This is a genomic window from Ewingella americana, from assembly GCF_006438725.1.
Classification (GTDB): domain Bacteria; phylum Pseudomonadota; class Gammaproteobacteria; order Enterobacterales; family Enterobacteriaceae; genus Ewingella; species Ewingella americana_A.
Window position 1 is genome coordinate 18,302 of record NZ_RCZD01000001.1, and the last position, 18,799, is coordinate 37,100.

An 18,799-nucleotide genomic window follows, 5' to 3' on the forward strand; every position below is an offset into this window, starting at 1 on the left:
CCGTTGACGCGGTTTGCGCATCGCTGGGGTTGTCTTGAGTGGCCGGTTCTGTCTTCAAAAAGCGTCTCCTTAAGGGTACGTCAGGGGAAATTACAACCAGATTTCACCCTGGTGATAGCGCAATGCCGGTTCGGCGTCCTGAGCCAGCCAGATAGGCCCGTCGAGATCGACCCGTTCTGCCTGCACGGCGACGGGCAGCGCGGCCTCCATGGCAATCGACGAACCCAGCATGCAGCCGACCATCACTCGCAGACCCAGCGCTTTGGCCTCAGTGCTCATGGCCAGCGCTTCGGTCAGGCCACCGCATTTATCCAGCTTGATGTTGATCATCTCGTAACGATCACGCAATTTGGCGATGTCAGAACGCTGATGGCAGCTTTCATCGGCACACACCGGAATGGGGTGCAAACAACGGACCAGATCGTGATCATTACCGGCTGGCAGGGGTTGTTCGATCATCGCGACAGTGAAATCATGTAAGGCATGGAACAGACTTTCCAGATCCAGCCCGGCCCAGGATTCATTGGCATCAACCACCAGCGTGGCGTGCGGTGCCGCGTTGCGGATTGCCGCGACCTTCTCAATGATCTGCTCACGGTTCAGTTTAATCTTCAGCAGCTTAGCGCCACCGGCAACCGCTTGTGTGGCGGCAGCCACCATATTCTCCAGCGTGTCCAGACTCAGCGTTTCAGCGGTGACAACCGTCGCGGGAGGAGTGACGCCAAGAAGTTGCCAGACGGTTTTTCCCTGGCGTGCGGCATCCAACTTCCACAGCGCGCAGTCGAGGGCATTGCGCGCTGAACCTTGTGGCAGAACCTGTTGCAGTGCCTCGCGGCTTAACCCCTGCTCTATTTGTGGCTGGATCAACACCAGTTGTTCGGTCACGCTCTCTGCCGACTCCTGATAATGCGGCGTCGGTGTGCATTCACCGCTCCCGCGATATTCGCCGTCAGTCAGATGCACACGCACCACGGTGACGGCCGTGCGGGCGCTGCGTGAAATCACGAAAGGCCGGGCCAGGGGTAACTCCAGCGTTTCAAAAGTCATGGTGATCATCAGCCGTTGTCCTTAATCCACTGCGCCATTTCCTCAATACCGAAGCGCACCGGGTCGGTGGCCGGAACGCCAAATTCAGCGGCGATCTCGGCCAGTGCGGCCCTGGCGGCTTGTTCACTCACGCCGGAGGTATTGAGGGAGAAACCGGCCAGTTTTACCTGCGGGCTGGTCAGCTGTGCGGCCGCCAGGTTGGTCTCCACGCACTGGCGCAGGGTGGGCATCGGTTGATGCGGTAAATGACGCATATGCGGGCGGCCCAGTTCATGGCACATCACCAGCAGATGGGCCTGCGCACCATGAATCAGCCCCATGCTGACGCCGGCGAACGACGGGTGATACAGCGACCCCTGACCTTCGATGATGTCCCAGTGATGTTCATCATTGGCCGGGGAAAGGGCTTCCACCGCACCGGAGATAAAGTCTGCGATCACCGCATCAATGGCGATACCTGCCCCGGCCACCAGCACGCCGGTCTGACCGGTTGCGCGAAATTCCGCATTGAGGTCCAGTTCACGCATGGCGGCTTCGAGGGCCAGCGAGGTGTACATTTTTCCCACCGAGCAATCGGTGCCAACGGTCAGAATACGTTTGCCGCTGCGCTTAATGCCGGTGCCGGTATCCAGCGCCGGGCGCATGTGGCGCACATCGAACAGTTCGACCTGATGCGCTTTTGCAAGCTCCACCAGTTCAGGAATATCGTTGAGGCCCTGATGCAAACCGTTGGCGACATTCAACCCGGCGCGGATGGCGGTTTTGATCGAGTCCAGCCAGTGGGCAGGCAGCTTGCCACCCGAGTTCGCCGTGCCGAGTACCATGGTTTTTGCACCACGGGCTTTGGCGGTCGCGATATCCATCTCTTCCAGACCCAGGGATACCGAGTCCGCTGCCAGGCGGATTTGGCCCACGCAGGCGTCTGGACGCCAGACGTAAATACCACGCGCCGTTTTCGCCGCCAGCGGATCCATCACATCACCGAGGAACAGCAGATACGGCATGGGAATATGTTGCATGTCAGTCTCTCTCCAAAAAAATGTCAGGGAACAGATCCGGTTTTTGTCACCGGTGAGACAGACTATTTCATGTGGAGGTAACGCTTGCGAATACTTGTTTAGTTAGGGGGTATGTCTTTAGGTTATAGGTAGATAAATCATTGAGCAGGAATGGGTTTTTAGGCATTTATACGGCGGGGAATACAGCAAAACACAGGCATAAAAAAAGGCAGAGCCAATGAACTCTGCCTTTGCGATTACCATTTTCAGACACAGAAACGGGTAATAACTCGTGGTGTCAACTTAGAAGCGATAGGTCATAGCGACGGTCATGATGTCGTCGGTATTCAGTTTCAACGCGTTATCGTCTTTCAGTTGGTTGATCAGGTAGTCAGCATAAACGTACATGTTTTTGTTGAAGTAGTACGTTGCGCCAACTTCAAAGTATTTCACCAGGTCCGCATCACCAATACCGTTTTCGATATCTTGCGCTTTAGACTGTACATAACCTACAGAAGGACGCAGGCCGTTTTCGAACTGGTACTGAGCAACAAATTCAATGCCTTTGGTTTTGTTAGCAAAACCCGCAGTTTTTGCAACTGCACCCGTAGCAGGGACAGTGATCGGCGTTTGATTATTTGTTTCGTTATACATTGCCGCCAGGTAAACCTGGTTAGCGTCGTATTTCAGGCCGGTTGCCCATGCAGAAGCTTTGTCGCCTTTGCCGTAAACAGAGCCAGTCTGAGCATTAGTACGGTCAGAAGAAGAACCGGCTAATGAAGCGCCGATACCGGTGCCTGCAATGTTTTCATAATCCAGTGATGCGCCGTAACCGTCGCCATTCGCTTTATTCGGAGTACGGGTATCGGAGCTGTCATTTTCGTTTTTGCCCTGATATTGCAGAGCAAAGTTCAGGCCTTCAACCAGACCGAAGAAGTTCTGGTTACGATAAGTTGCCAGACCGTTAGAACGACCCACCATGAAGTTATCAGAAATACCGGTGTCACCGCCGTATTCAGGCATCATATCGGTGAATGCGATAGCGTCATACACCACACCGTAGTTACGGCCGTAATCGAATGAACCCAGGTTTTTAACTTTCAGACCGGCGAAGCCCAGACGCGTTTTGGTGCCTTCGGTGCCTGCTGATTCAGCGTGGTTAGCCTGCACGTTATATTCCCACTGGCCGTAACCGGTCAGTTGGTCATTAATTTGAGTTTCGCCTTTAAATCCGAAACGCACGTAAGTTTTATCACCGTCAGAACCGGTGTTATCACTGAACTGGTGCTTACCATTTACGCGACCATATAAGTCTAATTTATTGCCGTCTTTATTATAAATTTCTGCCGCATTTGCTGCGGAGGATGCAACAATTAAAGAGACCACTACGGCCAACACACTGCGCTTCATCATTATTTAAGTTTCCTTGATTTTTTTATAAAGGATTTCTCATGCCCGCTTTTAAATATAGGGCTGTGAGTTTTAAAATGTTTTTAAATGCGTCTGTCTGTAAATCGATTTGAACCTTAGCACTAAGCACAAAAAGTTAAAATGGAAAAGTTCGGACGTTTTGGTCAATTTAACGAAAAGACTTGTAAGTAAATATTTCAAAATGAAGCCTATAAACCCCTATTTATATGCGCTTTTCGCATAATGCATTGCACCAGATCAGTGCCAGGCACTTTTTTGGTGCAATTTACGTTTCAATCTATGTCTGAAATGTAATGGAGATCACTTTTCTGTCCGGGTTTTTCGTCGTTAACAATCGTTAATAAAAACATACTCGGAATAGTGGTACTGCATTTAAATAGTGCATAGCAAGATAAGCATTTAAAATAACTTTCTCTTATACAAAAAACAGAAAACACCACAATCCTATTTTTTGTACTACGTCATTTTTCGCCGTTTCTTTTATTTGGAGATTAATAAGCCAAATCCCACAAATACATCCCACAAAAATAATTACCAAGGTTATTAAATTGATCAAAAAAATCCATTCCCCATTGCCCGTTTTGATTGTTTTCCACTCACGGTACTCATAATGGTGTTTTCTTCATGCTATATAAAGAGGGAAAATAGCGGAGGTTGAGAGCCAATATTGTGTGAAATACCCGTCTCTCCTGTAAAAATTAAACCTTCATTTTTACAGGAGAGAAGCGGCCTTTAATAAGGAGGATAGATAAGCGTGATGAACGGACTAAACGATTATCTGAACTGTGCGGCGTGAAGTTGTGCGTAGCGACCCTGAAGAGCGAGTAGCGCCTCGTGAGTACCCTGCTCGATAATGCCTTCTTTATCTACCACGATGATACGGTCCGCGTTCTGAATCGTCGCCAGACGGTGAGCAATAACCAGAGTGGTTCGCCCCTGGGATAAATCAGCCAGCGACTGCTGAATTGCCTGTTCGGTGGCGGTATCCAGCGCCGAGGTGGCTTCATCGAGGATCAGGATCGGCGGGTTCTTAAGGAAGATACGCGCAATCGACAGACGCTGTTTCTGCCCGCCTGAGAGTTTCACACCCCGCTCACCAATCACCGTGTCCATGCCCAGCGGCAGCGCATCAATGACTTCATCCAACCTTGCCTGGCGCGCGGCCTCGCGGATCTCAGCTTCGGTCGCATCCAGTTTACCGTAAGCAATATTCTCCCGAATACTGCCACCAAACAGGAACACGTCCTGCTGCACGATGCCGATGTTATTGCGCAGCGATGCCTGGGTCATATCGCGGATATCAATCCCGTCGATGGTAATAGAACCGCTGTCAAGTTCGTAAAAGCGCGGCAGCAGCGAACACAGCGTGGTTTTACCGGCCCCCGATGGCCCGACAAACGCCAGCGTCTCGCCCGCTTTAATCTCCAGATTGATGCCGTTGAGAATTTTGCTGACCGGGGTATAACCAAACACCACATCGCGGTAACAGATATCACCACGCAAATGCGTCACGGTCTGCGCATTCGGCCGGTCAACGATGTCCGGTGCGGTATCAATCAGCTGGGTAAAGCGTTTAAAACCGGCGATGCCTTTCGGATAACTTTCCAGTACCGAGGTGATTTTCGCCACCGGGCGGAAGAACACTTCCACCAACAGCAGGAAGCCGACAAAGCCGCCATAGCTCAGTTGGCCGTTCACCACGTACCAGGTTCCGGCGATCATCACGATAATCTGGATCAGGCGCGTGCTCAGGTAGCTCAGCGTCAGGCTGGCGGTCATGATGCGGTAGGCTTTCAGCTTGGTGGTGCGATAGTTGTCGTTGTCTGAGGCGAACAGTTTTTCCTCATGGGCTTCGTTGGCAAAGGCTTTAACCACGCGAATACCGCCGATACTCTCTTCAATTCGGGCGTTGAAATTGCCCACCTGACCAAACAGACGCCGCCAGGTTTCGGTCATCTGCGCGCCATAGCGGCTGACCAGGAATGTCATGAACGGCACAATAATGATGGTCATCAGCGCCAGCGGCAGATGCACGGTCGCCATCAGAATAAACGCACCGATAAAGGTCATGATCGCGATAAACAGATCTTCCGGCCCGTGGTGTGCCACTTCCCCCACTTCTTCCAAATCCTTGGTGACGTGAGTAATGATGTGACCGGTTTTGGTGTTGTCGTAATAACGGAAAGAGAGTTTCTGTAAATGGCTGAATGCCTGACGGCGCATATCCGTCTCGATACCGACCCCCAGCGCATGCCCCCAGTAGTTGACGATAGCCATCAACCCGGTGTTGAGCATATAGATGAGCAGCAAACCGACGGTCGCCGCCAGAATCAGCACGAAGTCATGGGCTGGCAGCAGTTTATCGATGAAGACTTTGATCGCCATCGGAAAGCCCAGCTCCAGCAACCCGCCCAGGATCGCGCAGCCGAAATCAAGATAGAACAGTTTTTTATAGGGGGCGTAATAAGAGAAGAAACGGCGGAGCATCATGCATCCTCAGTGGAATAGCCCGGGCGCGGGCAAGTTCGCTAGTCTAAATGAAAACTGTTATCAACGGGAAGGGGTTTAACGCTTTGGAAAGCGTTGGAAACTTTCTTTCAACTTCAACTTCAACTTCAAATTCAAAACCGTGGGCGTCGGCCCACACCGACCAAGGGAGACGCGCGCGCCTCCCTTGGAACCCTGCGCTAATGACTCCGTTGCTTCGCAAGTTGGGATGGCCGTGTTTCAGGCACCTTGGTGATAGCCGCAAAATGTCGCCGCGTTGCGGTCCCTTCGCTACGGGTTCGAGCCATAGGTCTCGAACCTCTTGCTCAGCGCCATTTTTGAATGCGGCCTCGACATTTTAAAAGATAAACACAGTCTGGATTTTGATTTTAGAAAAGCCTCGGCCGCGTTCAAAACGACGTCGAGGGAGAGGCGCAAAACCGCGTGGGGGTTTACGCGGGTTGAAGCCCGAACGGAGAGCACCGCGCAGCGGCGGAGTTTGCGGCTATAACAGAAATACCTGAAACACGGCCATTGTGACCAGCGCAGCTGCGGTGTCCCATGAAAGAGCCCGGGAGTCCAGAGGGCGGCGGCGACTGGCCGCCTTCTGGGCGGGTGTGGGCAGCAGGCCCACGGTTTTGACGTTGAATTTAAAAAGCCGGTTTGGGTGGCAACCCAAAGTCTTGACCTTGAGTTTGAGTTTGAGTTTGAGTTTGAGTTTGAGTTTGAGTTTGAGTTTGAGTTTGAGTTTGAATTTAAAGAAGCCTCGGCCGCGTTCAAAACGACGTCGAGTGAGAGGCGTAAAACCGCGTGTTTTTTTACGCGGGTTGAAGCCCGAACGGAGAGCACCGCGCAGCGGCGGAGTTTGCGGCTATAACAGAAATACCTGAAACACGGCCGTTGTGACCAGCGCAGCTGCGGTGTCCCATGAAAGAGCCCGGGAGTCCAGAGGGCGGCGGCGACTGGCCGCCTTCTGGGCGGGTGTGGGCAGCAGGCCCACGGTTTTGACGTTGAATTTAAAAAACCGGTTTGGGTGGCAACCCAAGGTCTTGACCTTGAGTTTGAATTTGAAATTAAAAAACCTACTGCTTGGCCTTCCGCCGAATCACGATCCAGCTAATCAACCCGAGGATGGCCCCAAAAACGATAAACCAGATCCCCAGCAAAAACTGCGGTGGCATTTCACCCACTGACGGATCGCTGTTGCCGACAATCAGACCGTGGACCACTGCAACGATGCCAATGACGATCAGTATCAGACTGTTGCGCAGTAAACGGCGCGGCAGGGAGAAGGGTTTTCTTTCAATGGCCATGGGGGCATCCTTGAGATCAAATTTGGAAAAAACGAAGGGCGCATCATAGCGCCCTTCTGTTTCTTGTCAAAATGCCGTGTGCTGCAACCGTTAGCGGCGGTTACGCACCAGTTGGTAACGACGGGTGAGATACTCCACCGGTGCGCTCCAGATATGCACCAAACGGCAGAACGGGAACAGCAGGAACAACGTCATGCCGAGCACCAGATGGACGCGGAAGATAAAGGCCACCCCCTCGAGATGTGCAGCCGCACCGCCGTGGAAAGTCACCACCGATTGTGCCCAACCCACCAGTTTCATCATTTCGCTGCCGTCCATATGCTGAGCGGAGAACGGAATGGTGCTGAGTCCCAGCGCACACTGAATCACCAGCAATGCGATGATCATGATGTCTCCGAAACTGGAGGTCGCCCGCACGCGGTCGTTACTCAGACGGCGCCACAGCAACATGCCGCCGCCAATCAGCGTCATCACACCGCAGGCACCGCCCGCCCACATCGCCATTTGCTGTTTCACCGGCACCGGCAGGAAGGATTCATACATCCAGTGTGGCGTCAGCATCCCGAAGGCGTGACCAGCGAAAATACCAAGAATACCGACGTGGAACAGCGGCGAGGCGATGCGCAGGATCTTTTTCTCCATAATCTGGCTGGAACCGGCGCGCCAGCTGTACTGGCCGTAGTCATAACGCAGCCAGCTGCCGACCAGGAATACCGTGCCGCACAGGTACGGGTAAATATTGAAGAAGAAGTTGTTGAGGAAGTCAGTCATTTGCGTGGTTCCCCCGCAGGTGTGTCATCAAGGTTCAGATACTGTGGCGCAACCGCACCCGCGAAGCGTTTCTGGTGCGCGGCTTCATCACCGCTCGCACAACTCTGCTCGCCGAGGAACTTAATCTGCTCCTCTTCCCATACCGCATCGAGCGCGGCGGGTGTGTCATCACGCGCTTCTTGTTTGATACTGTCACGCACGGTTTGCGTAGCGATATTCGCACCGGACAGCGCCAGCAGCAGATCAAACAGTTCGGCGTAATGGCTATTGCGTTCCTGTAAACGGGCACTGAGCAAAGCCAGGATTGGCGCGATATCGTTCAGACCACTACAGGCTTCAGCCCGGCTGAGCGTAGATAAATATTCCAGGTAGAGCGGCAGATAGTCCGGCAATTCGCGACTGTCGATCTCCAGACCGGCAGCGCGGTACTGGTCGAGTAAATCGACCATCGCCTGGCCGCGATCCCGTGATTCACCATGCACATGTTCAAACAGCAGCAGCGACGTCGCGCGGCCACGGTCAAACAGGCCGGTGTACGCCGACTGCGCGTCGAGCAGTTCCTGCTGGCAGAAATCGGCCACATACAGCGCCAGATCCAGGCGCTGTTCTGTCGTCAATTCTTCCGACTCATCAATGGCTTCCAACAGGTCATTCTGGTGATCCCACAGCAACTCGCCAGGGTAATCGAGCAGCAAACCCAGGATGCGTAAACTGTTCATTAGCCTTTCCTTTCTGTTTTCGCGCCGATGTCGATGGCATCGATACGTTTACTGTTGAACAGATTGAATTTGGTGTCGCTGCCGTGGCAGCCGTCGCCAAAGCTGAAACCGCAGCCTTTAGCTTCCGGGAAGGCTTCACGCGCCTGTTCACGGTGGCTGGAAGGCACCACGAAACGGTCTTCGTAGTTGGCAATCGCCAGATAGCGGTACATCTCCTGCGCCTGGGCTTCGCTCAAACCGACTTGCTCCAGCGCGCTGGTATCCAGCACGCCATCGACCGTTTCAGCACGTTTGAAATGACGCATCGCCAGCATGCGTTTCAGTGCCCGCAGCACCGGCTCCGGGTCACCCGCAGTCAGCAGGTTCGCCAGATATTGCACCGGAATGCGCAGGCTTTCGACGTCAGGCAGTACGCCGGTGTGCGGCAATGCGCCCGCGTCGGCGGCGGACTGAATCGGAGACAGCGGCGGCACGTACCAGACCATCGGCAGCGTGCGGTATTCCGGGTGCAGCGGCAGCGCCAGCTTCCACTCAATCGCCATTTTGTAGACTGGCGACTGACGGGCGGCGTCCATCACGGACAGGGGAATACCGTCGATTTCCGCCTGAGCAATCACTTGCGGGTCATTCGGATTGAGGAAAATGCTCATCTGGCTTTCGTACAGGTCTTTCTCGTTTTCTACTGAAGCGGCCTGTTCGATGCGATCGGCGTCATACAGCACCACGCCGAGATAACGGATACGGCCCACGCAGGTCTCGGAGCAGACGGTCGGCTGGCCGGCTTCGATACGCGGATAACAGAAAATGCATTTTTCTGATTTGCCGCTTTTCCAGTTGAAGTAGATTTTTTTGTACGGGCAGCCGGTCAGGCACATGCGCCAGCCGCGGCATTTGTCCTGATCGATCAGCACAATGCCGTCTTCGCCGCGTTTATAAATCGCGCCGCTCGGACAGGTCGCCACACAGGCCGGATTCAGGCAGTGTTCGCACAGACGTGGCAGGTAGGCCATGAAAGTGTTTTCGAATTCGCCGTACATCTCTTTTTGCATATTGGCAAAGTTCTGGTCAGCGGAACGTTTGCTGAACTCCGTACCCAGATCGTCTTCCCAGTTCGGGCCGCCGACGATTTTGTTCATGCGTTTGCCGGTCAGCAGCGAGCGCGGACGGGCCACGGGCTGATGTTTGCCCTCTTTCGCGGTGTGCAGATGCTGGTAGTCAAAATCAAACGGCTCATAGTAATCGTCGATTTCCGGCATGTGCGGATTGGCGAAGATTTTATGCAGCAGGTTGACTTTGTTACCCATGCGCGGCTGCAGTTTGCCGTTGATTTTGCGGATCCAGCCGCCCTTCCATTTTTGCTGATTTTCCCAGTCGGTCGGATAGCCCAGACCCGGTTTGGTTTCCACGTTGTTAAACCACGCGTACTCCATCCCTTCGCGGCTGGTCCAGACGTTTTTACAGGTCACGGAACAGGTGTGGCAGCCAATGCATTTGTCGAGATTCAGCACCATGCCGACTTGTGAACGAATTTTCATTTGGCTTTCTCCTGTACTTTTTTAGGGAGGACTGCGGCCTGCACGTAGTCGTTGCCTTCATCGTCCAACCAGTCGATACGGTTCATTTTGCGCACAATCACGAACTCATCGCGGTTGGAACCCACGGTGCCGTAATAGTTGAAACCGTAAGAGAGCTGCGCATAGCCGCCGATCATGTGGGTCGGTTTCGGGCAGACGCGGGTCACGGAGTTGTGAATACCGCCGCGCTGCTGGCTGATTTCAGAGCCCGGAATGTTCACGATGCGTTCCTGCGCGTGATACATCATGGTCATCCCCGCCGGTACGCGCTGGCTGACCACCGCACGGGCGCTCAGTGAACCGTTGGCATTGAAGGCTTCGATCCAGTCGTTGTCTTCGATGCCCAGACGGGTGGCATCCTCTTCACTCAGCCAGACAATCGGGCCGCCGCGACCTAAGGTCAGCATCAGCAGGTTGTCACTGTAAGTAGAGTGAATGCCCCATTTCTGGTGCGGCGTCAGGAAGTTCAGCGCCATCTCTGGGTTGCCGTTCGGCTTGGCGTTGAGCAACGGCTGCGCAGCGCGGGTGTCAATTGGCGGACGGTAAACCAGCAGGCTTTCACCGAAGGCACGCATCCACGCGTGATCCTGATAAAGCTGCTGACGGCCGGACAGCGTGCGCCATGGGATCAGCTCATGCACGTTGGTGTAACAGGCGTTATAAGAGACGTGCTCGTCTTCCAGCCCTGACCAGGTCGGGCTGGAGATGATTTTGCGCGGCTGGGCCTGAATATCGCGGAAGCGGATTTTCTCGTCTTCTTTATTCAGTGCCAGATGCGTATGGTCGCGGCCAGTGTTGGCACTGAGCGCCGCCCAGGCTTTCACGGCAACCTGACCGTTGGTTTCCGGTGCTAATGTCAGAATCACTTCGGCGGCGTCGATGGCGGTGTCGATATTTGGACGCCCCTTCGCTGCGCCATCCAGCTTGGTGTAATTCAGCTTTTTGAGCAGTTCGACTTCACTGTCAGTATTCCAGCTAATGCCTTTTCCGCCGTTGCCGAGTTTTTCCAGCAGCGGACCGACGGACGTAAAACGCTCGTAAGTATTCGGGTAATCGCGCTCTACCACCATCAGATGGGGTGCCGTCACACCCGGAATCAGCTCACATTGGCCTTTTTTCCAGTCTTCCACGCCAAATGGCTGGGCCATTTCAGCGGCGGAATCGTGCTGAATCGGCAAAGTCACCAGATCGGTTTCTAAGCCCAGATGGCCGACGCAGACGCGGGAGAACTCTTTGGCGATGCCTTTGTAGATTTCCCAGTCGCTTTTTGAATCCCACGCCGGGTCAACGGCGGCGGACAGCGGGTGAATAAACGGATGCATATCCGAGGTATTCATGTCGTCTTTTTCGTACCAGGTCGCGGTTGGCAACACGATGTCAGAATAGAGACAGGTGCTGGACATACGGAAGTCGAGCGTCACCACCAGATCCAGTTTGCCTTCGCCGCCCTGTGCCTGCCATTCCACCTCTTCCGGCATGATGCCACCCTGCACGCCGAGATCTTCTCCCTGAATACCGTGTTCGGTACCCAGCAGATATTTCAGCATGTATTCGTGGCCTTTACCGGAGGAGCCCAGCAGGTTGGAGCGCCATACAAACAGGTTGCGCGGGAAGTTTTGCGGGTTATCCGGCTGCTCTGCGGCAAAGCGCAGACTGCCATCTTTCAGGCTGTCGACCGCGAATTCCTGCGTCGTTTTCCCGGCCTGTTTGGCCATTTCGGCCAGATTCAGCGGGTTGACGTTGAGCTGCGGTGCAGAAGGCAACCACCCCATGCGTTCAGCACGCACGTTGAAGTCGATCATGCTGCCGGTGAACTGGGATTTATCCGCCAGCGGTGACAGCAGTTCCTGCGGCGCAACGGTTTCATAGCGCCACTGGCTGGAGTGGTTATAGAAGAACGAAGTGCTGTTCATATGACGCGGTGGGCGCTGCCAGTCGAGGCCGAAGGCCAGTGGCTGCCAGCCGGTTTGTGGACGCAGTTTTTCCTGGCCGACATAGTGTGCCCAGCCGCCGCCGCTCTGACCGACGCAGCCGCAGAAGACCAGCATATTGATCAGGCCACGGTAGTTCATGTCCATGTGATACCAGTGGTTCATACCGGCACCGACGATGATCATCGAACGACCATGGGTTTTGTTGGCGTTATCCGCGAATTCAGTCGCGATACGCACGATGTTTTGCTGTGAAACCCCGGTGATCAGCTCCGCCCAGGCCGGGCTGTAGGCTTTCACTTCGTCAAAGGTTTTAGCGCAGTTTTCGTCATTCAGACCGCGCTCGACGCCATAGTTGGCGAGGGTCAGGTCGTAGACGCTGGCGACCAGCGCGGTGCTGCCGTCAGCCAGTTGCAGGCGTTTCACCGGCAGTTTGTGCAGCAATACTTCTTCCAGCGCGACGCTGTTGAAGTGCTCGCTGACCGCGCCACCAAAGTAGGGGAAACCGACGTTAACCACGTCGTCGTGCTTATCCATCAGGCTCAGCGTCAGGCTGACTTCCTGCTGATCTTTGCCTTCGCGGGCTTCCAGATTCCACTGGCCCTTCTGGCCCCAGCGGTAACCGATGGAACCGAGCGGCGAGACCAGTTCGCCAGTGGTTTCATCGATAGCGATGGTTTTCCACTGCGGGTTATTTTCCTGACCCAGGTTATCCACCAGATCAGACGCACGCAGCATACGGCCTGCGGCGTAGTGGCCTTCTTCTCGTTCTTCGAGCATCACCAGCATCGGCATATCGGTGTAACGGCGCACGTAGTCGGTGAAATATTGGCTCGGGTTATCGAGGTGGAAGGACTTGAGGATCACATGCCCCATCGCCAGCGCCAGTGCGCTGTCGGTGCCCTGCTTCGGCGCTAGCCAGTGGTCGCACAGTTTGGCGACTTCAGCATAGTCCGGCGTGATGGCAACCGTTTTGGTGCCTTTGTAACGCACTTCGGTGAAGAAGTGGGCGTCCGGGGTACGGGTCTGCGGAACGTTGGAACCCCAGGCGATGATGTAGGAAGAGTTATACCAGTCGGCGGATTCCGGCACGTCGGTCTGCTCACCCCAGGTCATCGGCGAGGCCGGTGGCAGGTCACAGTACCAGTCGTAGAAGCTCAGGCAAACGCCGCCAATCAGCGAGAGATAACGCGCCCCGGCGGCATATGAGACCATCGACATGGCCGGAATTGGCGAGAAGCCGATGATGCGGTCCGGGCCGAAGGTTTTGGCAGTGTAGACGTTAGCAGCCGCAATCAGCTCATTCACTTCCTGCCAGCTTGAACGCACAAAACCGCCGCGTCCGCGTGCGGTTTTATATTGTTTGGCTTTTTCTGGCTGGCTGATAATCGAGCCCCAGGCATCCACCGGATCGCTGAATTGCAGCCTGGCTTCGCGCCACAGCTGAATCAGCTTCTTACGCATCAGCGGATATTTCAGGCGGTTGGCGCTGTAAAGATACCAGGAGTAGCTTGCGCCACGCGGGCAGCCGCGCGGTTCATGGTTCGGCAAATCAGGGCGGGTGCGCGGATAGTCAGTTTGCTGGGTTTCCCAGGTGACCAGGCCATTCTTGACGTAGATTTTCCAGCTACAGGAGCCGGTGCAGTTAACGCCATGGGTGGAACGCACCACTTTGTCATGCTGCCAGCGGCTGCGATAACCGTCTTCCCAGTCACGATTGGTATTCAGCGTCTGGCCGTGGCCGTCGGCAAAGGGTTCAGCTAAGGTTTTAAAATAGCGAAACCGGTCAAGAAACTTGCTCATCCGGGACTCTCCTGTGCAGCCGCCTGAAGCGTACTGTCGTTATGGTGTAAAGCGGGGAATGTCGACATTGCTCTTGGTACTCAACGTAACTGCGAGGGTAATCAGTGCGGGGTAGCGGCTAATTGATTGCGATCAACGTCACGCCGTTAGGTGAATTTTTATATAGCGCGAAATACTCCCAAGGGGGTAGCCAATGGATTTAGGATAACTTGTTGATTTTAAATATTTATAACCTGTTTTATCTATATTGAAGGCGCGGGAGGGATAACAGAGGAAAATTGGAGGTATGGGTAAGAAAACGGCCTGTTTTCACACAGGCCATCCTGATTCACAAAAAGGTTTTGGCTTTATTCAGCAATGAAGCTTTGGTGATCACGCCGAGCAGACGGCGGGTTTCGGCATTTTCCAGTACGGGCAGACGCTCCAGCGGCGAGTCACTGAACATCGCCCACGCCTGCTCATAACTGGCATCCTGATACAGGGTGGTAAACTCTTGTTCGATAAACGCCGTTATCGGCCCATCGGCCCTGAGGCTGCCGTCGATAATACCGCTGGCGAGGACGTTGGTCGGCACCACGCCGAGAAAACGCTCCTGCCGGTCCACCACATACACATAGCGGGTGCGCTGTTTCAGCCCTTCACTCACCACTTCGGCCAGGGTGGAATCCACCACCATTTTCGAACAGGGGGTGATAAGCGAAGCCACCGAGCTGTACTCAAACTCATTTTTCGCCGCGAAGCGCGCATTGTGACGGGTCAGCACCGGGTAGGTTCCTCCGGCTTTCAACCTGGAAGCCACTACGTAGGAAATGGCAGTCGCCAGCATCAGCGGGAACAGCAGCGAGCTGTTCAAGGTCATCTCAAAAGCCATCATGATCGACATCAACGGCGCATGGCTGGTTGCTGCCAGCAGCGCGCTCATCCCAATGGCGGCGTACAAACCCACCGGGCCGGGGTCAAACCCCAGCGATTGCAAAAACGTACACACCAGCGCCCCGCTCGCCGCGCCAATCAGCAATGATGGCGTAAACAACCCGCCCACCGCGCCGGAACCCACTGTAATGGCAGTGGCGACAATTTTCAGCACCAGCACTAACAGCAGCGACGTGTGCAAATTGCCGTCGTTGAGGATCAGGTCAATCACTTCAAAACCGTTGCCGAGCACCAGTGGCGACACCATCGCCACCAGCCCGACCGCCAGACCGCCCAGCCCAAGGCGCAGCGCGGGGTGGGATATCGGCTTCATCCACTGACGGACTTTATCGATAGACGCAATAAACAACGGCCCCAATGTGCCGGTTACCACGCCAATTGCCAGCACGGTGACAATCGCCCCCGGTGACGGGCTGAACGTAGCTGAGGAGTAAAGATAGAGTGGTTCGTAGTCGGTGACAGAACGCACAGTGAGCACGGCCACCGACGCGGAAATAAACAGCGGAATCAGCCGCTGCACGGCGGTGACGCCAAAAGCGATCTCAGCCACGAACAGTGCCCCCGCAAAGGGCGCATGGTACACCGCCGCCAGCCCGCCTGCGGCGGCCATGGCAATCACGTCAGATTGATGCAGGCCAGGGAAGCGTGAAAAACGCCCGAGCAGGCTGCCGCTCAACGCCGACAGTTGCACCATCGCCCCTTCGCGGCCAATAGACCCCCCGCTGGCGATGCTGGCGAGGGACGATGCCGCGCGCAGCAGCGTACTGCGCAGCGGAATGCCCGGCAGCCGCTGGTCAATGACGTCGAGGTAATCTGGCATTTTGCCGTGTTTGCGCTCCACGCTGATGGCCCACAGCAGAATGAAACCAGCAATAATGCCGCCTGCGGCGGTAATAAGCGGCCACACCATGCGCGGGTATTCGACGAAGGCTTTGGTGATATCGGTGCCGTCGGTGAACATCAGACCGTTAATACCGGAGATCGCCCCACGGAAACCGATGGTCACCAATGCGGCGATGATCCCGGCCGGAATGGCAATCAATAAGTTAATCCAGTCGCCCTTCTGCCAGGCATCAAGTGCTTTTAAAGTCATGATTATTCCGTGAAGTCGTGATATCGCCCGGACCCGCAGAGTAACATTTTATGCGCGGTTGTCGCACCTGCTGACATGTCCAGTTCAGGCCATTTTGATTTGCGCACCTAAGGCCTTAAAACCGTCACCATTTCGTCTCAATTTTGACCAGTCAGTCTAAATATCCATCACTAAACCGCTTTACTAAACCGGTTTACTTTGTTATCACCTTGATACGGAAAGTTTGAAAACAATGATGTCCTCACCAGAGAATTCATTCAGGAGATGAGATCCATGACTAAACGCGTTTTGTTGTTGGGTGAAAGTTGGGTCAGTTCCGCCACGCACTATAAGGGCTTCGACCAGTTCGGCAGCGTCACTTTCCATTTAGGCGCGGAGCCGTTGGTGAATGCGCTAAAAGGCAGTGAGTTTGAACTGACCTACATGCCCGCCCACGAAGTGGTAGAGAAAATGCCGTTTGATCTCGAAAGTCTTAAGGCTTACGACGCGATCATTTTGTCGGATATTGGTGCCAACTCGCTGTTACTGCCGCCTGCCGTCTGGCTGCACAGCAAACCCATGCCCAACCGGCTGAAACTGCTGCGCCAGTGGACCGAAGAAGGCGGTGGTCTGATGATGATTGGCGGTTACTTCTCGTTTCAGGGGATTGACGGCAAAGCACGCTGGCGCAATACGCCGGTCGAAGACGTCCTGCCGGTCACCTGCCTGCCGTATGACGATCGTCTCGAAGTGCCGGAAGGTTTCTCCGCCCGCATCACCGGCGATAAAAATCACCCGATCCTGCAAGGGATCGAAGGGGAATGGCCGCTGCTGCTGGGGGCTAACGAAGTGTTGCTCAAAGAAGGGGCGCAGGTGCTCGCTACCCTGCCCGCCGACGAAGGCGGCCACCCGCTGCTGGTGACCGGCACTTATGGCAAAGGGCGTTCGGTCGCCTGGACGTCAGACATCGGACCGCACTGGGTCCCCGGCGAATTCATCGCCTGGCCGGGTTACGACCTGCTGTGGAAAAACTGTCTGCGCTGGCTGACGCGTCTGGATAATGTCTGAGTATCCTGACGTTATGAAAAGAGCAGGTTATGCAAAGAGTATAGTGCCGGCCATTTTTGCTCCTCCCCCGGTAATGTTTGGGGGAGGAAACAGAAAGACCCTATTGATGATTAACGCGGCTTCTTGGTCGCAAAGCCCTTGTTCAGATTACGCCAGTAAACGAACCAGGTGATCACAGCACAAACCACGTAGAACACCAGGAACACTTTCATCGCACCCGCCGGTGAGCCGGTCAACGCCAGTGAGGTGCCGAACGCTTTCGGAATGAAGAAGCCGCCGATAGCACCGATGGATGAGATAAAACCCAGTGCCGCTGCGGTATCCGTCACGGCTTCACGCTGTGCTGATTCCGCGGTATCGCCACGGGCCAGCGCCGAATCGGTGGTCAGTTTGCGGAAGATCACCGCGATCATCTGGTAAGTCGACCCACTTCCCAGACCCGCAGTCAGGAACAGCACCATAAACACACCAAAGAAGGCCACGAAATTGCCGCCCACGCCGCCGTGTGGCAGGGTCAGGAACAGCGCCGCCGCCGCCATGGCCATCACCACGAAGTTCCAGAATGTCACCCGCACGCCACCTAAACGGTCAGACAGCATGCCGCCGAAAGAGCGCGCCAGCGCACCAAAGAACGGGCCAAAGAAGGCGTAATGCATGATGTTGACTTCCGGGAACTGGGTTTTGGTCAGCATAGCGAAACCGGCAGAGAAGCCGATGAACGAGCCGAACGCCGCCAGATACAACACGCACATGATCCACAGGTGACCGCGTTTCAGAACCGGCAGTTGCTGACGGATTGACGCTTTCGATGACGCCAGATCGTTCATTCCAAACCAGGCAGCCACGGTGCAAATCAGCAGGAAAGGCACCCAGATCCATGCGGCATTTTGCAACCACATGCTGCTGCCGTCGGCCAGGGTTTGCGGGTCGCTGAACGCGCTGAAAATCCCAACAGAGATCGCCAGCGGTGCCAGTAACTGCATCACGCTCACGCCCATATTACCCAGACCGCCATTAATACCCAGCGCACCGCCCTGTTTGGCTTTCGGATAGAAGAAGCTGATGTTGGCCATGCTTGACGCAAAGTTCGCCCCACCAAAACCACACAGCAGGGAGATGATCAAGAAGGTGTTGTAGGACGTCGACGTATCCTGCACCGCAAAGCCCAGCCAGGCGCAAGGAAGGATCAGGAACACGGTGCTGATCGCCGTCCAGCGGCGGCCACCAAACAACGGGATCATAAACGAGTAAGGTACGCGTAGAATGGCACCCGACACCGACGGGATCGCCGTCAACATAAACAACTGATCGGTCGTGAAGTTAAAACCGACTTTATTGAGGTTGACGGAAACCAGGCTAAACAGCATCCAGACGCAGAAGCCGAGCAGCAGGGAAGGAACGGAGATCCACAAATTACGGCTGGCAACGTGGTGACCGCTTTCGGCCCAGAATACCGGGTCTTCCGGTCTCCAGTCCTGTAACAGCCGCGACTGTTTTTCAGCCGGTGTGGAAGCATTGTGCGACATTGAAACCTCAGTATGCAGAACATTGTTGTTATTAATGCTGTACACACTAGGTAGGGGCCCGCTGCCTGATGTTGATGCAAATCAACCCGATGACCGGTATGTTTTGGGTGGAAAAACCGCACATGC

Annotated in this window: 12 protein-coding genes; 1 reads left to right on the forward strand and 11 read right to left on the reverse strand. The window is 54.8% G+C overall.

The features are described 5' to 3' along the window. Window positions 1-90: 90 nt before the first annotated feature. The 10 genes from dgcA to EAH77_RS00135 all read right to left on the reverse strand — a co-directional run bounded on the left by dgcA (window position 91) and on the right by EAH77_RS00135 (window position 16,100). Entirely contained in the window at window positions 91-1,056 is a 966-nt protein-coding gene (gene dgcA / locus EAH77_RS00090) for an N-acetyl-D-Glu racemase DgcA (protein ID WP_140469781.1), read from the reverse strand. After that, entirely contained in the window at window positions 1,056-2,066 is a 1,011-nt protein-coding gene (dgcN, locus tag EAH77_RS00095; RefSeq protein WP_140469782.1) for an N-acetyltransferase DgcN, read from the reverse strand. The genes dgcA and dgcN overlap by 1 nt, the downstream gene beginning before the upstream one ends. A gap of 282 nt (window positions 2,067-2,348) precedes the next feature. Beyond that, complete coding sequence (locus tag EAH77_RS00100; RefSeq protein WP_277752530.1) at window positions 2,349-3,458, reverse strand: porin; 1,110 nt, start codon at window positions 3,456-3,458, stop codon at window positions 2,349-2,351. 792 nt (window positions 3,459-4,250) lie between these two features. Next, the gene (locus EAH77_RS00105) at window positions 4,251-5,963 is read right to left on the reverse strand and encodes an ABC transporter ATP-binding protein (RefSeq protein WP_140470320.1); all 1,713 of its coding nucleotides are present in this window, start codon (window positions 5,961-5,963) and stop codon (window positions 4,251-4,253) included. A 1,082-nt stretch (window positions 5,964-7,045) separates the two neighbouring features. Continuing rightward, window positions 7,046-7,276, reverse strand: coding sequence for a hypothetical protein (locus EAH77_RS00110; protein ID WP_140469783.1), 231 nt, complete (start codon window positions 7,274-7,276; stop codon window positions 7,046-7,048). A gap of 90 nt (window positions 7,277-7,366) precedes the next feature. Next, complete coding sequence (gene narI / locus EAH77_RS00115; protein WP_140469784.1) at window positions 7,367-8,047, reverse strand: respiratory nitrate reductase subunit gamma; 681 nt, start codon at window positions 8,045-8,047, stop codon at window positions 7,367-7,369. Then, window positions 8,044-8,766 (reverse strand): nitrate reductase molybdenum cofactor assembly chaperone, encoded by a 723-nt coding sequence (gene narJ / locus EAH77_RS00120; RefSeq protein ID WP_140469785.1) that lies wholly within the window; start codon window positions 8,764-8,766, stop codon window positions 8,044-8,046. Before narJ ends, narI begins: the two co-directional genes overlap by 4 nt. Continuing rightward, a complete protein-coding gene (gene narH / locus EAH77_RS00125; protein WP_140469786.1) occupies window positions 8,766-10,301 on the reverse strand; it encodes a nitrate reductase subunit beta in 1,536 nt (511 codons plus the stop codon). Before narH ends, narJ begins: the two co-directional genes overlap by 1 nt. Beyond that, window positions 10,298-14,074: a nitrate reductase subunit alpha gene (locus EAH77_RS00130; RefSeq protein ID WP_140469787.1), complete on the reverse strand. Its 3,777-nt coding sequence runs from the start codon at window positions 14,072-14,074 to the stop codon at window positions 10,298-10,300. The genes narH and EAH77_RS00130 overlap by 4 nt, the downstream gene beginning before the upstream one ends. A 328-nt stretch (window positions 14,075-14,402) precedes the next feature. Next, complete coding sequence (locus EAH77_RS00135; RefSeq protein WP_140469788.1) at window positions 14,403-16,100, reverse strand: chloride channel protein; 1,698 nt, start codon at window positions 16,098-16,100, stop codon at window positions 14,403-14,405. A 273-nt stretch (window positions 16,101-16,373) separates the two neighbouring features. On the opposite strand from EAH77_RS00135, the gene EAH77_RS00140 reads away from it, so the two are divergent. Further along, window positions 16,374-17,147 (forward strand): glutamine amidotransferase, encoded by a 774-nt coding sequence (locus tag EAH77_RS00140; protein WP_140469789.1) that lies wholly within the window; start codon window positions 16,374-16,376, stop codon window positions 17,145-17,147. 110 nt (window positions 17,148-17,257) lie between these two features. On the opposite strand, the gene EAH77_RS00145 is transcribed toward EAH77_RS00140, so the two are convergent. Further along, window positions 17,258-18,673 (reverse strand): NarK family nitrate/nitrite MFS transporter, encoded by a 1,416-nt coding sequence (locus tag EAH77_RS00145; protein WP_140469790.1) that lies wholly within the window; start codon window positions 18,671-18,673, stop codon window positions 17,258-17,260. Window positions 18,674-18,799: the final 126 nt, after the last annotated feature.